Origin of the sequence: Psychrobacter sp. NG25 (assembly GCF_015234355.1) — a bacterium.
Taxonomy (GTDB): Bacteria; Pseudomonadota; Gammaproteobacteria; order Pseudomonadales; family Moraxellaceae; genus Psychrobacter.
On record NZ_JADGMV010000006.1, the window covers coordinates 40,189 to 55,361 of the forward strand.

The window sequence follows — 15,173 nt, forward strand, 5'->3', positions numbered from 1 at the left end:
AGCTATTATTAATCCAGAGCCAGCCCTAGCAGCAGTTGCACAAGCAGAGAAAAACAGTATGGAAAATAACCAGTCAGGCCAAAAAGCCTCATCAAATGTGGCTCCTAGCAAAGTAAAAGAAGCGAGTGAGTTTGGTAAGGTTGCTGTCGTCTATGGCGGTAGTAGTAATGAGCGTAGCGTATCTTTAGACAGTGGCGCGGCTGTATTGCAGGCCCTCCAAAACCAAGGCGTTGATGCCACTCATTTCGATCCTAAACATCAAGACATCACTGAGCTACGCGCGTATGATCGCGTGTTCAATGTGTTGCATGGTCGCGGCGGCGAAGATGGCTTGCTACAAGGCGTATTGCAATGGTTTGAGATTCCGCAGACAGGATCAGGAATTTTGGCATCGGCACTGGGCATGGACAAAGTACGCACTAAGCAATTGTGGCAAGGTTGCGGTGTAGCGACAGCCCCATTTTCATTGTTGACAGCGGATACCGACTGGCAGCAAGTAGTCAACATGCTAGGTCTGCCACTTATCATCAAACCTGTCCATGAAGGTTCAAGTATTGGCATGACGAAGGTCAACAATCTTGATGAGCTTCCGGCTGCCTATGCGACAGCGGTACAGTGTGGTGATGCGGTGATGGCGGAGCGTTGGATTACCGGTCGCGAGTTTACGATTGTTATTATCGATGACGAGGCTTATCCGGTCATTCGTCTTGAGCCCGCAGATATTACTAACTTCTATGATTTTGAAGCCAAGTACAATCGTAATGATACCAGCTACTATATCCCGTGTGGCTTGAGCGATGCTGATGAAAAGCATTTACAGGATTTAAGTCTGGCTGCATTCCGTGCTGTTGATGCAAAAGGTTGGGGACGTATCGATGCCATGCAAGATGAAGCAGGCAATTTCTGGTTGCTTGAAATCAATACTGTACCGGGTATGACCAGTCATAGCTTGGTACCGATGGCAGCCAAGGCTCGAGGCATGGACTTTGATACCTTATGCTGGCATATTTTAGCGCAGACAGTGTAGTTAGCTTTAAGTATTGTTGTACCTATTTATTCACGCAGCGTCATTCAGAGAGCGAGCTGCGTAAGTGAATTGAAAATGTTATCAATGACACTAGTCGATTTTTATTTACAATGAATAGTTTTTCCTGAAAATAATCGAGTTAATGTATCACTAGAGATGCTATATCACAACTTCATGTAAACTTGTGTAAATTCGCTGTTGCCAGTAAGGGTTAGGCTATTGTTTGACTATGAAATACGTTAATATTGCATATTGTGGTTATATCTTGATGATGTTTAAGTTTTTATAAGAAAAAACCATAAGTTATCTATGAATTAAGAAAAATGTTACGTTTAAATATGCGTAATAGCATCATATAAATTGTTTTAGCCAAAGACTTTGATAATATATCGACTTAATAGCTCTCTGCATAATGTATGTAGACTGACATCAATAAATAGCATAAGCCGTTTTATGCAAATATAGGGACACAGGTCGTTATGGCTCAAACTGTCAACGAGGTAACTGACTTGATGAGTGATACAGCCCGTCGCCCAAAATCTAAGCTACAAGTACCAAGTTTAGTCAAATATTTATTTATGGCAATGGTATTGGGGTTGCTTGTACTGATATTGATCATGGGTGGCAAGGCTTTGCGTGATGCGCCTCCAGCTGCGATCCATGTCAATCATAAAGGTTTGACAGGCGTTCAATATCAGTCGTTACAACAAGTCATGGATCAGCAGAAAGTAAGTAGTTTTTTTACCTCTGATTTGCAAGCATTAAGAGACATCACGATAGGTCTGGCTTGGGTGGATCAAGTGAGTGTTTCTCGTGATTGGCAGCGTGGCATCGTGGTGACTGCACTACCTAAACAGGCCGTTGCCAATTTTGGGACAGAACGTTTGGTTGATGCAAAAGGTACGGTTTTTGTCCCTGCTGATACTAAAGATTTGACGCAAGAAAAATTTGCTACTCTGCAAGGTGAGATTACCCAAGCACCAGTTATCATGCAACAGATGCAGCAAGTCAACGATTGGTACGCACCACTAGGTATACAAGTTGAAGATATTATTTTGTCACCAAGAATGACATGGTTGATTCGTTTTAATAATGGACTACGCGTCATCGTTGATAATGAAAACACTGCGCAAAAGCTACTGAACTTGAGTCAGCTACTTGGTAATCAACTAAGCGCGCGTCGAGACCAAATACAATCAGTAGATTTGCGTTATAAAAACGGCTTTACCATTTCTGGAGATATGGTACAGCCAGAGAACGATGAAGCACCATAATGATAGATATAAGCGAAAACTGGTTAATATTTTGACTTCTGGTTTGAGCTGTTTTTTTTGAACGGTTTTAATAGTATTTAGCACTGAATACACAACATTATAGTGTATTGATAGCGATTTTTTAATGATCTAATGGAGACGTCATTTGGTCTCCTGTTTAGCGATAATTTGTCTGGTACCATGAAAAATACTGAAAATCTGGTTGTTGTCCATTTAAGTGCCACGGCAGTCTATGTCGTCATTGGCAATGTTGTCTCTGCAAAAGACATTCGCATCTTGGGCGTTGGGCAAGTTAAAAATAGCGATTTTTATCAAGGTCAAATAAAGCATCGTGAGCGTTTGCAAGGTGCTATCAAGCAAGCCATTCAAGAAGCAGAAGATACTGCCAATTGCCGTGTACATAGTGTTTGGTTGACATTGGCAACGCCCGAACTGTCTAGCAAAAATAGTGCAGGTGACGTGCAAGTGGAAGAAGAGGCTGTACGTGCCAAAGATATGGTGCAAGCGCTGTCTAATGCTAAGTCACATGATTTGCCACCAGACTATTATTTGATGCACTGCTGTCAGCAAGGTATTTACGTCAACGATCAAGACTTTATGGTTGATGATGCTATCGAAACCATGGCGCATAATATCACCGTGATGTATCACATGATGATGATGCCAGTGTCTAGCCGCCAAAATATCCAGAAATTACTGCAAAGCTGCGACGTTGGTATTGACCATATTGTCTTCGATGCAGTGACAAGCGCTGAATATAGCTTGATGAGCGATGAGCGTCAACAAGGTGTATGCTTGGTAGATATTGGTGCGAGTACCACCAGTATTTGTGTTTATAAAGAAAACAAACTGATATTTACCCACTGTATCGCAACGGGAAGCCATGAAGTAACGATGGACATCTCAGCTGACTTTGGCATATCAATGATTGAAGCTGAAAAGCTCAAAAAGACTCATGGTACTGTCGATGTTAATAGTGTCGATCCTAGCTCATTCTTTATCTTTAAACCGCAAGGGTCAGGCGATGAGATTAACATTGGCATTTATAATTTAGCCCGCATTATTGAAGCTCGCTATGTCCAGATATTTACAGAAGTGGCTCGTCAATTATATGACGCAGATTTGATTGGTTATATAGACAAAGGTATCGTTCTCACTGGTGGTGGCAGCGTGGTTAAAGGTATGATACCTTTTGCCAAAAAATTGCTCAAAATGCCTGTGGTACTGACCAATATCCATCCTGCTATCAGTGCTTATAATCATTTTGATAATGATGAATCGTTCAAGCAGCTGAATATTCAAGTAAATGACCGTGCCTACCAGACAGCGTTTGGTACGCTACTCTATAGTCAAAGTGAACAGTTCCGTCGTAGTGAAAAGAGTGAGCCTGAAGCGATTCAAAAAAATCGAGTCACTGGTGTTTTTCAGAGTGCAGGGCAACGTTTTGCTAGTGTACTGAAAAAGATATTGTAGGTTTTTTGGTATAATGTAGAAAGTACTAGCACTCTTATAGCGTACACTAAATTATTTAAGCAGAAAACGAAGTAATATAAAAAGTAATACCCTTTGCGATGATGACCTATTGTTATCTATGCTGAAAGATTTAAGCCATAACCCTATTTTATTTAAATACATTTATATATAGTATGTCGATAGTGCGCCATATGAGTGCGTTACCACGTATCAATCATCACGCTATCTGCAACTGGAGAATCCTTTTTATGTCAAAATACACCATGCCAGATGATAACCAGCTTCAAAACAATGGCCAAGCGAGCTTCACTGTATTCGGTGTGGGCGGCGGCGGCGGTAATGCAGTTGAACATATGGTACAACAAGGGATTAGAGGTGTGACATTTGTTTGTGCTAATACAGATAAACAAGCACTTGATCGTCTAACAGCGCCGCATAAACTACAACTGGGTGCAAAGACGAACCGTGGTCTAGGTGCTGGTGCCAATCCAGAAGTCGGACGTGAAGCAGCAGAAAGCGAAGAAGAAGCTATCCGTGCGCTACTTGAACATGCAGATATGGTATTTATTACTGCTGGTATGGGTGGCGGTACAGGTACTGGCGCAGCACCAGTGGTTGCTCGTATTGCTAAAGAAATGGAAGTGTTGACAGTTGCCGTAGTGACCACACCATTTAAGTTTGAAGGTGGCAAACGTATCAAAGCGGCTAAGGCTGGTATTGAGCAGCTAACCAACTTCGTTGATTCTATCATTACTATTCCAAACGATAAGTTGATGAGTGTCTACGGCAATATCTCTATGCAAGATGCCTTTAAAAAAGCAGATGATGTGTTATTGCATGCGGTTCAAGGTATTGCTGAAACTATCGCTAGCGAAGGCATGATCAATATCGATTTCAACGATATCCGTACTGCTATGACTGCTAAAGGTCATGCGATGATGGGTATTGGCCGTGCAAGTGGTGATGATCGTGCACGTCAAGCGACTGAAAAAGCCATCAGATCTCCGTTACTTGATGATTTACGTTTAGAAAATGCTAAAGGTCTACTGGTCAACGTGATTTCTTCTGAGTCACTATCATTAGATGAGATGAGCAAGATCAGTGTTATCGTTGAAGAAATCACTGATATTGATGATGCTCATATTTTCTATGGTTCAGTTATCGATGAAAAAATGGGTGACGACTTGCATGTGACAGTCATCGCAACGGGTCTAACTCTGGATGAAAATGCTGGTCAAGAACCTGAAGTAGTGGAGCAGCCAGTGCCTTCTGTGAACAGCACTCAGCCTGTTGATCCTAATGTACATACCAGTGCTTTGAACAGCCAAAAGCAGTCAAACGCTCAATTGTATCAAGATACCTCTGCTACGGTACGTTCTAATGCGCCTCAAGAGCAGGCTAAAACCAAAACCAACAGTATTCAAGACTATCTAAAACGCCAACAAAACAAATAGTGTTTTGAGATGTTTTTACATAGAGTAAAAAAAGCCAGCATTCAATTGCTGGCTTTTTTATGGCTGTAAATAAAGTATGTCTGTTTGCAAAGGCATTATTTTATGACTTTTTATTGATAGCAGTATTATTTTAGGAGTCGCTAATCATCACTAAATAATAGTTTGGAATATTTTTCGATGATAAAAATAGACTTGAATATGGCTGTTTATATAGAGACGGTTGTGTCAGTAGCGCATAGAAATAGTTTCAGTTTGGTGCGATAAGTGTTATCAATCAAGGAGATAAGGAAAATAGCGAGTTTTAACTGTGGCGAACTAGGGGTTTGTAATGGTACACTATGGCAATTGTAACAAAATATGTGAGAAGACAGTCATGAACCAAAGAACCATAAAAACTGCGATAGCTATTACAGGTACTGGTCTTCATAGTGGTCAGCCTGTTGACTTAGAATTTCATCCGCAACCGATAAATACAGGTATTGTTTTCGAGCGCTCTGATATCGAAGGCAGTCAACCAATTCCAGCCAGCGCCTTTTTAGTACAAGACACCATGATGTCATCAAATCTAGTATTCGGTGGTACACGAGTAGGTACGGTTGAGCATCTATTGAGTGCGATTGCTGGACTTGGTGTAGATAACCTGTTAATCCGTGTCTCTGCTTCAGAGATTCCTATTATGGATGGTAGTGCGGCACCTTTTGTTGCATTGCTACTTGATGCAGGGTTTTGTGAACAAGACGCTTTGAAAAAGTTTATTAAGATCATAAGACCAGTACGTGTAAAAGTCGACGATAAATGGGCAGAGCTGCGCCCGTATGAAGGGTTTGAATTAAATTTCGAAATTGATTTTGATCATCCTGCTATTGATAAGAATTTTCAGCATGCACAACTGCAGTTTTCAACGCAAAATTTCATTGAGCAGTTGAGCTCAGCACGTACTTTTGGATTTTTACGTGATATTGAGGCATTACGCCAGAATAATTTGGCGCTAGGTGGTAGCATGGACAATGCTATAGTTATAGATGAAGCCAATATTCTTAACGAAGAAGGCTTACGTTTTAGTGATGAGTTTGTTCGTCATAAAATTTTGGATGCGCTAGGTGATTTATATCTGATTGGTTATCCAATTTTAGGTCGTTTTAACGCTTATAAGTCTGGTCATGCATTAAATAACTTGTTAGTACGTGAAATACTGTCTGATCATGATAACTTTGAAATTGTAACTTTTGATGACAATGTAACCTGTCCTATCGAGTATCTTCCTCTGAAAGGGATGGCTGTTGAAGGGTGAAGAGAGGGGTATACACGAAGTATCGAAACATTGACGCAATATTACATAGGTCTACGATAATTACATTCCTATAATATTCTATAATTTAAATATAGAGCCATGACTATTTTAATAATTTTTCTTTAGAGTAGAGAATACAAAAGCTGTAGGTAGTTTTCCAATCATCTGTCGGTGATATTCATATTATGAATAGCGCTGGTAGATGATTTTTTTTGTTGGCATCATTACAAAATCTCAGCGTTGTTGGCCAGTTTTTACGTTTTTATTTACATAACTTTACATGTTAGAGTCAGGTTTTTTAAGAATTTATCAGGCGCAAAAGTGCTTTTTTGAGTTTTTCATCAGTGGTGACATGCTCTGCAGCCTGTGATATAGTCCGCTTTATGTTTTGGCTAAGGGCCTGATTTTCATTGGCTTTCTGAGGCTTTGACAAGACTGCAGATGATGTTGATGATTGTTTAGATGAATAATTATTAGCCGATTTGCTAGCCACCACGACATGGATTTGCTTGAGTTGTTTAAATGTAATGGACTGCTCTGTCAGTACCTGCAAATAAGAACTTTGCAAATACCGTATGTGATTAGCAGCAGTCATCGAGCCAACGCTAATAATTAATTGCTCAGAAGTAAAGCCTACGACCCAACAGGTATTGAGGATTTCCTCAGGTAGACAGTCTACCAATAGCTCTTTTACCTCATTGGTCGTTTCTATATATAGTCTCATGTTGTCAGCAAGTGTTTGGGGTAGTGCGCTACCAGCAAAAGCTTGATGATCAATAAGTTGGGCAAGCCGGTTAGGCTGTTTTTTTGACATCGTAATGACTCATCTAATAGGTGACAAAATCGATATTCATAACAGACATGCTAAAGCGATATATGGCAAACGATTTACATGAGAGTTGACTAAATGAATGCTGATAGCAGCATTAGTCACTACAGAAGAAAGAGCAGGCTGTTGTCATAAGGATTTTATCATGTTTGTTTAATGATAATGTCCACTAAATTAATTGATGCTTCGTCAAGGATGACGAGCTGTCTTGCATTAACAATAGGTAGTAAATTTATGAAACAAGCTTTATTAATTTTGTCAGTATTGGGAATGGGTATAGCACAGGCAAGTGGTGCTGTCGAAACAACCTTTCAACCAAATAATACCTTGAGTCATACCACCACAAATATCTCTACTTCTGCGACCTATGGTTCTAGTCGTAATATCTATAGCACGAACAGTGGTGCTCATGTATATAGTAACGATGAGATCAGCCAAGCCATTGATAATCTAAGCGCACATGCTAAGCAAAAAGAATATCAGCTTGCCTCGCTAACCAGCCGCCTATCTTATGAGCAGCGTCAGCAGCAAGCAAAATCAATTCCAGATCGTTTTTCTGCTCCTGCTATTGCAGCAGCAAACGCATCACGCGTCGCTTTGTCTAGAAGCTCTGGCTACTGTGCTCGTTATGTACGTAAAGCTCTACAATCAGCTGGTTACGAATTTACGCCGAACCCTTCAGCTTATCAATATGCCTCTCGTGGCACACTAGCTAAAGCAGGCTTTACTAAAATTAGTAATGATATGCAGCCACAAGTTGGCGATGTCGTGGTTTATAACCGTACTTCAAGTCGTCCACATGGTCACATTCAGATCTTTGATGGCAATGACTGGGTATCTGATTTCCGTCAAAACAGCATCAGCCCATATAGTGGCAACTATAGCTATACCACATGGCGCGATTCGCAGTATGTTGATGATGCATCGGACCGTGGTATCTATCTTGCGATGGCTGATAAGTAATCAGTTAAGTACACGCAATCATCTGCTAAGCAAACCGTTTTCTCTAGACTCAGTAATGTTCTTTATGACATTACTGGGTTTTTTTATATTTTAAACATCAAGTTTAAGTGAGAGTAACGATTAGAGATTGTTCTATTTATAGTGTTATTCAAGTAATGTTCTGCATGTGATATGGCTAAAGCTCAAATCTTGACCAGTACTGGCGATTATGAAAATCAGGTGGCGAGACATGACTGGTTGCGTAGTATAAAGGCGTCTTGTCCAACCATAAGATAACGCATGGATGTATTTGCTCAATGATAGTGCTATTGATAGCATATTTCAGAGGCGAGTCAGACAGCCGAGTTAATGGTATGTTGAAGCTTCGCTCGTAACTATTAGGTTTGAGTTCAGGTTTAATTAGAGTGTTTGGTTGTCCGAGTAAATCCATGTTTGCGGACGTACTTTGCTGCTTTGGCTTGTTAGTCCACTCAATAGAGGCACGCGTGTGTCCATCGTCTTGGTATAAAGGTGTCGGCGGTAATGTCGCAGGGTTGCGGTAACTCTCAAATTGATAGAGTGCGTAACGGCCATCTGGGTTGGCATTAACCTCAACGTAAGACGTTGTATACTCGGTAACAGTATTAGAGTTAATAGTGCTGCCAGTAACAAAGCACTCAAGGCAGGTCTCTTCCCATAAGTAGTCAGAAAAGCCGACCTGCTCAGGTTGCCATGTAGGCAAGTCCAATTTATCTGCCAGCATTTGGTTTGGCAAAGTAATGTGGTAAGTCAGCTGTAAACATACCTTAGGGTATTGAACAATATGAGCACTTACTTGCACACAGATACGCTTGAGATCATCTACAGTTACGCCAAGTTGTTGTGCATCACTTGCTATCGTTTCGTTTGCTATGCAAAGGTCAAAGGTTTGATTCATCATTTTATAAAACTCAAAAATAATATAGTTGATTCAATTTAAAAGAAAGTCAAGGCAACCGAATGCAGAGGTATACGTGATACTTCAATCGAGGGTAACGCTGTCAATTTTTTATAGAGGATTGACTATAATGAGAAAATTATATTGATTGCGTGATTTAGTACTATAAAACAGGCAAATCGATGAGAGTAGACAATATAAAAGCCGCGAGCAAGTTGCATCGCGGCTTTTAGGCTTTATTGTAAGGATTTAGCTGTGATATAAGATCTTACGGCATGACACTTCTTAAACTAAATGTGCCATCACAAATTACTATGCGTGACGTGCTAGGTTAGATAGTTTTGGATTGGCATTTGGATTTTTGCGTAGTAATAATGCCATACGACCAATAGAATGAACCAAAGACGCATTAGCTGCTTTAGCAAGTTCAGCACCAACGATATCACGCTCTTCTTTCGTGCCAGCAGGCAATTTTACTTTAATGAGTTCATGATCTGTTAGAGCACGATTGATTTCTTCAGTGATGGTTGGGGTAATACCTTTATTGCCAATCATGACAATCGGTTTTAGTTCGTGGCCAATGCCTCTTAGGCGTTTGATTGTAGCGTTATCGAGTTCCATAGAATTCCTAAGTGTTGATAAAAATAAATGATAGTGCTATTGAGAGCAGTTGATGACCATTATAGATAATCTGTGGTCAACTTGCATGAGATCAGCAGGATTTTGCACGATTTTACGTGATGAAAATGTTAAACTGAATGTTTAGCCACATTATAAACGCTACTGTCTTATAAAACAGTGTTTTAACCAATAGAATTTGTTCAGTTCAAGACAAGAGAACAAGTTGATGGTCTGATTGAGTCCATCTTTAAAGCATTTTATAAACGTAGTGGCTATTTCATTAGTATGTATTAGGGTTTTGCAAAGCAATAGGAGCAGGTATTTTGGCCACGCGTATCGAAAATAAAAAATTGTCAAAGAGTAGTAGCGCTTGGATGAAAGAGCATATTGACGATCACTATGTGCAAAAGGCTCATAAAGATGGCTATCGTGCCCGCGCTGCCTATAAACTATTAGAAATCAATGAAAAAACCAACCTGATTAAAAAAGGTATGACGGTTGTAGATTTAGGCAGTGCTCCTGGTAGTTGGTCACAAGTGGCTGGTCAGTTGGTGGGCGAGCAAGGCATTTTGATTGCCTCTGATATCTTGGCTATGGATACTTTGCCTGATGTTACCTTTATCCAAGGTGATTTTCGTGAAGCAGAGGTGTTTGATAGCATCATGGCAGAAGTTGGCGATAGGCAGGTCGATGTGGTGTTATCTGATATGGCGCCCAATACTGCAGGTAATAGCGCGATCGATCAGCCGCGTATGATGTACTTATGTGAACTGGCAGTGGATTTTGCTTTGGCAACCTTACCAGAAGGTGGCGCACTTATTATGAAAGTGTTTCAAGGTGAAGGAACACAAGAATTACGCAAGCAGATGCAGCAGGATTTTAGTAAAATCCGTAGTATCAAACCAGGTGCTTCTAGGCCGCGCTCAAAAGAGATGTTTTGGATAGCAATTAAATAGTTTTAACTTCGATGAGTTATTGCCATTGTAAGCTGGATATTGTGTCACCATTAAGTATATCTATTAGAATATTAAAAACGTTACAATCGTTGATTGAATAATAGCGATACCTGCTTGAATTATGCAGGTTAGTACCACATATCATGGTATATTAACTTTGTTTTAGGCAAAGTCGTCTGACAATAAGCGCTTGATAAGCTCATCTACGATAGATTCATATATCATTGATATTTATAACTTGTTAAACCTGTTTTTAAGACATTTGACATGTATAAGCCCCAATCAGAAAATTCTGACATTGATAGGTTTATGAAAATGAGCGATACGTTTATAGACGTCACGTGTTTAATAAACACACCAATAAGTAAGGGATGGGAATAACTAGTGAGCGACATGGTAAAAAATACCTTATTGTGGCTGGTGGTAATCGGCGTTTTAGTGCTGGTGTTTAGCGGCTTCGATCAATCATCTGAGCCGGATAGCCTTAACTACTCTGAGTTTGTGACCGCTGTGTCAGAAAACCAAGTAGCCAGTGTTGAAATTGACGGCGAAGAGATCACCGGCGAGAAGAAAAATGGCTCAGCTTTTGAGACCATTAGACCTGCTGTATCAGATGACGAGCTGATGCCACTGCTACGTGAAAACCAAGTCGAAGTTCAAGGAACTGCACCAAAGCGCCAAAGCGTATTGATGCAATTATTGATTGCCAGCTTCCCAATTCTATTGATTATTGGTCTGTTCTTATTCTTCATGCGTAATATGCAAGGCGGCGCAGGCGGAAAAGGCGGCGGCCCTATGAGCTTTGGTAAATCAAAAGCTAAAATGCTAACCGAAGATCAAATCAACGTCAACTTTGAAGACGTGGCTGGTTGTGAAGAAGCCAAAGAAGAAGTCGTGGAGGTGGTTGAGTTTTTACGTGCTCCAGATAAATTCACGAAGCTAGGCGCGACCATCCCACGTGGTATCTTGATGGTAGGCCCTCCGGGTACTGGTAAGACGCTACTAGCAAGAGCCATTGCTGGTGAAGCTAAAGTACCGTTCTTCTCTATCTCAGGTTCTGATTTCGTTGAGATGTTCGTCGGTGTCGGTGCATCACGTGTACGTGATATGTTCGAACAAGCGAAGAAAAGTGCTCCATGTATTATCTTTATTGATGAGATTGATGCAGTCGGTCGTCATCGTGGCTCCGGTATGGGCGGTGGTAATGATGAACGTGAGCAGACATTGAACCAGCTATTGGTTGAGATGGATGGCTTTGAAGGCAATGAAGGCGTTATCGTTATTGCTGCGACTAACCGTGCTGATGTTCTTGATAAGGCGCTATTGCGTCCAGGTCGTTTTGACCGTCAAGTACAAGTAGGTTTGCCAGATATCAAAGGCCGTGAGCAAATCTTAAAAGTTCATTTGAAGAAATTGCCAAACACGATTAGTGTAGACGCAAGTTCTCTTGCTCGCGGTACACCTGGATTCAGTGGTGCACAGCTTGCTAACCTTGTAAACGAAGCCGCATTATTTGCAGCACGTCGTAACAAGACCAGCGTCGATATGAATGACTTTGAAGATGCGAAAGACAAGTTATATATGGGTCCAGAACGCAAGTCCATGGTGATACGCGAAGAAGAGCGCCGTGCGACTGCCTATCATGAAGCAGGTCATGCGTTAGTAGCTGAACTATTACCGGGTACAGATCCTGTGCATAAAGTCACTATTATGCCTCGTGGTTTTGCCCTTGGTGTGACTTGGCAGTTGCCTGAGCACGATCAGACCAGTATGTATAAATCGAAAATGTTGAGCGACATTGCTATTTTGTTCGGTGGTCGTATCGCCGAAGAAGTGTTTATCAATCAAATGTCGACGGGTGCTTCGAACGACTTTGAACGCGCCACCAAAATGGCACGTGCGATGGTGACGAAGTATGGTATGTCTGATGCACTTGGTATCATGGTGTACGAAGATGATGACAACTCACAAGGATACTTCGGCGGTGGTGGTCGTACGATCTCTGAAGCCACTCAGCAGAAGGTTGATGAAGAAGTACGCCGTATGCTAGAAGAGCAATATGATATCGCTCGTGAATTGATTGAAGCCAATCAAGACAAAATGCATGCCATGGTTGAGGCTCTCATGAACTGGGAAACTATTGATCGTGACCAACTGCAAGATATCCTAGCAGGTGAAGCGCCGCGTCCACCGAGAGTCTATCAGCATAACGAAGTCAATCTGTCAAAGAATGACATTAAAACAACGGGCACAACACCGCCACCATTACCAGCGATGTAGCGTTTGGTTTATAAACTCTCAATAAGAAAGCCCTTTATATAAAGGGCTTTTTTATTGTCATTGTTTTATGAAGGATTTAGGGCCGAGTAAGATTTACTGGTATCATGAGCATAGGCAGTAATAATTAAAATTGTTCTTATGAGAGATAAATAGGTTATGTCATTATTCCAAGCCTTACCTGACTACAAGATATCTAGTCGTGATAAAACTTTAGATTTATCAATACCTCATATTATGGGTATACTTAATGTCACGCCAGACTCGTTCTCCGATGGTGGGCAGTTTAACGGAGTAGATACGGCCGTTGCTCATTGCCAGAAAATGATTAATGAAGGCGCGACTATTATTGATATTGGCGGGGAGTCTACTCGCCCAAATGCAGATGCTGTCGCTACGAGTGATGAGATGCATCGCGTTGTACCTATTGTTCAAGCCATTAGACAATCTTTTGGCAATGATATTTGGCTGTCTATCGATACCAGTAGTCCAGCAGTTATGGAAGCCGCATTTGAAACCGGTGCTGACATATGGAATGACGTACGAGCTCTAAAGCGTGATGGTGCGGCTACAATGGCAGCCAAGCTTGATATACCAGTCATGCTCATGCACATGCGCGGTGAGCCGACGACGATGAATGACTTGGCACAGTATGATAATGTAATAGATGATGTGAGTACCGAGCTGGTCGACCGTATTAATGAAGTAATCAATATCGGCGTCAAACGTGAAAAAATAATTATTGATCCAGGCTTTGGTTTTGCGAAGAACTATGAGCACCACTGTGCACTATTAAGCCAGCTTCAGCGGTTGCAGACACTGGGATTGCCAATGATGTTTGGCATTTCACGTAAGCGATTTTTAGCAGAAGTATTGGCTAAAAGTGGCGTTGAAGCAGTGGCTAAAACTCAAGCAATAGAGCGTGATGCAGCAGGAATGGCAGCAGGTATTTTTGCCTTACAGCAAGGAGCAAGTATTATTCGTACACATAATGTGGTGATGATGCAGCAAGCAGTAGCGCTATGGAGTCAGTTGTCTGAGTATGACCGTCACCAATAGACTTTTATACTCGTTTACGCTGTTGTCCAATACTATAAGTGTTTTATGCTTTATTTAAAGAAATAAAAAACGATTTTAGAAAAATCTAAATATACCATTAAAAACTATTTAAATTGACGAAGGTAGCTTTATGACCACCACACAACCAGAACCAACCAATGAGCAGCGCCGTATTATTTATCAAGCCCGCCGTGGACTCAAAGAGTTAGATTTTTATATTGATCCTTATGTCAAAGAACTATATTTGACCGCGTCACCTGAAGAGCAAAATACATTTGCAGAAATGTTGACTCACGAAGACCCTGATTTATTAGATTATTTCACCAATCAAAATCGTCCAGAAAACGAAGAAATATGGGCGCTAGTGAATAAAATTAAAACATGGCGTCATACCAAAGATTTGGCTTAATGCTTCATATTTACTGTGGCACTCAAATATGACTGTGGCAACTTCATTACGTATTGATACTGCTATTCAGCCTGCTAGCTGTTTACGCGTGTTGTTTTATATGAGTTTGACGAGTGCCATGGTTATACTCGCATGGCTAGCTTCTCTAAACGTATGGCAGTATGTCATTATCTCAATAGTGGCAGCAGCAGTTACTGGGTATTTGATATTATCACGGCTCGTACTATTGCATATGAGCCAACCACCCCTGAGTCAGCGTGTTGATAGAGGTTGGCAGCTAATGATTAGGACGAGTCGCGGTGATGAGCTGTGGCAGGCACAAATGGTCGATGTCCATAATTATCGGTGGGCTATGAGCTTTGAGTTCGATATTGTAGAACCTTACCAACGCTCTTTATCAATAACAATATTTCGTGATCAAATGAGCGCCGAGCAGTGGCGAGAATTGAATATTTTAGCTAATGTGAGCTCTGCTAAGAGGAAGTAAGTGGTTGTTATTTTAACACTTATATTTCAGTACTAGTATTTTAGCCTTTTCAATTTTAGCTTTGCGTTATAAGGTTAGGGTTAATGAGTGATCACAGCTTATAACAAAACAGCTCTCTCGATAATGAAAGCAATTTC

Annotated in this window: 14 protein-coding genes; 11 read left to right on the forward strand and 3 right to left on the reverse strand. The window is 41.0% G+C overall.

Annotation, left to right across the window (positions count from 1 at the left end):
• The first annotated feature begins 58 nt into the window (after nucleotides 1-58).
• The 5 genes from IPZ60_RS09985 (at nucleotide 59) to lpxC (ending at nucleotide 6,519) form a co-directional block, all read left to right on the forward strand.
• The gene (locus IPZ60_RS09985) at nucleotides 59-1,027 is read left to right on the forward strand and encodes a D-alanine--D-alanine ligase (RefSeq protein ID WP_194197843.1); all 969 of its coding nucleotides are present in this window, start codon (nucleotides 59-61) and stop codon (nucleotides 1,025-1,027) included.
• A 479-nt stretch (nucleotides 1,028-1,506) separates the two neighbouring features.
• The gene (locus IPZ60_RS09990; RefSeq protein ID WP_194197654.1) at nucleotides 1,507-2,301 is read left to right on the forward strand and encodes a cell division protein FtsQ/DivIB; all 795 of its coding nucleotides are present in this window, start codon (nucleotides 1,507-1,509) and stop codon (nucleotides 2,299-2,301) included.
• Nucleotides 2,302-2,481: 180 nt separating this feature from the next.
• Nucleotides 2,482-3,774, forward strand: coding sequence for a cell division protein FtsA (gene ftsA / locus IPZ60_RS09995; protein WP_227669326.1), 1,293 nt, complete (start codon nucleotides 2,482-2,484; stop codon nucleotides 3,772-3,774).
• 248 nt (nucleotides 3,775-4,022) lie between these two features.
• Nucleotides 4,023-5,228 carry a cell division protein FtsZ gene (ftsZ, locus tag IPZ60_RS10000; RefSeq protein WP_194197656.1) on the forward strand — a complete coding sequence of 402 codons (1,206 nt, stop codon included), beginning with the start codon at nucleotides 4,023-4,025 and terminating at the stop codon, nucleotides 5,226-5,228.
• A 373-nt stretch (nucleotides 5,229-5,601) separates the two neighbouring features.
• Nucleotides 5,602-6,519, forward strand: a complete 918-nt coding sequence (gene lpxC / locus IPZ60_RS10005; protein ID WP_194197657.1) for a UDP-3-O-acyl-N-acetylglucosamine deacetylase — start codon at nucleotides 5,602-5,604, stop codon at nucleotides 6,517-6,519.
• 298 nt (nucleotides 6,520-6,817) lie between these two features.
• Here the strand turns inward: lpxC and IPZ60_RS10010 are convergent, their stop codons facing one another.
• A complete protein-coding gene (locus IPZ60_RS10010) occupies nucleotides 6,818-7,333 on the reverse strand; it encodes a hypothetical protein (protein WP_194197658.1) in 516 nt (171 codons plus the stop codon).
• A gap of 249 nt (nucleotides 7,334-7,582) precedes the next feature.
• Here IPZ60_RS10010 and IPZ60_RS10015 point away from each other — a divergent pair, with 249 nt between their 5' ends.
• Nucleotides 7,583-8,311 carry a CHAP domain-containing protein gene (locus IPZ60_RS10015; RefSeq protein ID WP_194197659.1) on the forward strand — a complete coding sequence of 243 codons (729 nt, stop codon included), beginning with the start codon at nucleotides 7,583-7,585 and terminating at the stop codon, nucleotides 8,309-8,311.
• 175 nt (nucleotides 8,312-8,486) lie between these two features.
• On the opposite strand, the gene IPZ60_RS10020 is transcribed toward IPZ60_RS10015, so the two are convergent.
• Nucleotides 8,487-9,230, reverse strand: a complete 744-nt coding sequence (locus IPZ60_RS10020) for a hypothetical protein (protein ID WP_227669327.1) — start codon at nucleotides 9,228-9,230, stop codon at nucleotides 8,487-8,489.
• A 309-nt stretch (nucleotides 9,231-9,539) separates the two neighbouring features.
• On the reverse strand, nucleotides 9,540-9,848 hold the full coding sequence (locus tag IPZ60_RS10025; protein ID WP_194197660.1) for a YhbY family RNA-binding protein: 309 nt from the start codon (nucleotides 9,846-9,848) through the stop codon (nucleotides 9,540-9,542).
• A gap of 323 nt (nucleotides 9,849-10,171) precedes the next feature.
• On the opposite strand from IPZ60_RS10025, the gene IPZ60_RS10030 reads away from it, so the two are divergent.
• The 5 genes from IPZ60_RS10030 to IPZ60_RS10050 all read left to right on the forward strand — a co-directional run bounded on the left by IPZ60_RS10030 (nucleotide 10,172) and on the right by IPZ60_RS10050 (nucleotide 15,036).
• Nucleotides 10,172-10,804: an RlmE family RNA methyltransferase gene (locus IPZ60_RS10030; RefSeq protein ID WP_194197661.1), complete on the forward strand. Its 633-nt coding sequence runs from the start codon at nucleotides 10,172-10,174 to the stop codon at nucleotides 10,802-10,804.
• Between the two features lie 384 nt (nucleotides 10,805-11,188).
• Complete coding sequence (gene ftsH, locus IPZ60_RS10035; RefSeq protein ID WP_197101570.1) at nucleotides 11,189-13,084, forward strand: ATP-dependent zinc metalloprotease FtsH; 1,896 nt, start codon at nucleotides 11,189-11,191, stop codon at nucleotides 13,082-13,084.
• A 156-nt stretch (nucleotides 13,085-13,240) separates the two neighbouring features.
• Nucleotides 13,241-14,140, forward strand: coding sequence for a dihydropteroate synthase (gene folP / locus IPZ60_RS10040; RefSeq protein WP_194197662.1), 900 nt, complete (start codon nucleotides 13,241-13,243; stop codon nucleotides 14,138-14,140).
• 130 nt (nucleotides 14,141-14,270) lie between these two features.
• Entirely contained in the window at nucleotides 14,271-14,549 is a 279-nt protein-coding gene (locus tag IPZ60_RS10045; protein ID WP_194197663.1) for a succinate dehydrogenase assembly factor 2, read from the forward strand.
• Nucleotides 14,550-14,577: 28 nt separating this feature from the next.
• Entirely contained in the window at nucleotides 14,578-15,036 is a 459-nt protein-coding gene (locus IPZ60_RS10050) for a hypothetical protein (protein ID WP_194197664.1), read from the forward strand.
• Nucleotides 15,037-15,173: the final 137 nt, after the last annotated feature.

Coding starts and splice junctions, on each gene's coding strand:
- IPZ60_RS09985 (WP_194197843.1), top strand. CDS start 59: ATGGAAAATAACCAGTCAGGCCAAAAAGCCTCATCAAATGTGGCTCCT.
- IPZ60_RS09990 (WP_194197654.1), top strand. CDS start 1,507: ATGGCTCAAACTGTCAACGAGGTAACTGACTTGATGAGTGATACAGCC.
- ftsA (WP_227669326.1), top strand. CDS start 2,482: ATGAAAAATACTGAAAATCTGGTTGTTGTCCATTTAAGTGCCACGGCA.
- ftsZ (WP_194197656.1), top strand. CDS start 4,023: ATGTCAAAATACACCATGCCAGATGATAACCAGCTTCAAAACAATGGC.
- lpxC (WP_194197657.1), top strand. CDS start 5,602: ATGAACCAAAGAACCATAAAAACTGCGATAGCTATTACAGGTACTGGT.
- IPZ60_RS10010 (WP_194197658.1), bottom strand. CDS start 7,333: ATGTCAAAAAAACAGCCTAACCGGCTTGCCCAACTTATTGATCATCAA.
- IPZ60_RS10015 (WP_194197659.1), top strand. CDS start 7,583: ATGAAACAAGCTTTATTAATTTTGTCAGTATTGGGAATGGGTATAGCA.
- IPZ60_RS10020 (WP_227669327.1), bottom strand. CDS start 9,230: ATGATGAATCAAACCTTTGACCTTTGCATAGCAAACGAAACGATAGCA.
- IPZ60_RS10025 (WP_194197660.1), bottom strand. CDS start 9,848: ATGGAACTCGATAACGCTACAATCAAACGCCTAAGAGGCATTGGCCAC.
- folP (WP_194197662.1), top strand. CDS start 13,241: ATGTCATTATTCCAAGCCTTACCTGACTACAAGATATCTAGTCGTGAT.
- IPZ60_RS10045 (WP_194197663.1), top strand. CDS start 14,271: ATGACCACCACACAACCAGAACCAACCAATGAGCAGCGCCGTATTATT.
- IPZ60_RS10050 (WP_194197664.1), top strand. CDS start 14,578: ATGACTGTGGCAACTTCATTACGTATTGATACTGCTATTCAGCCTGCT.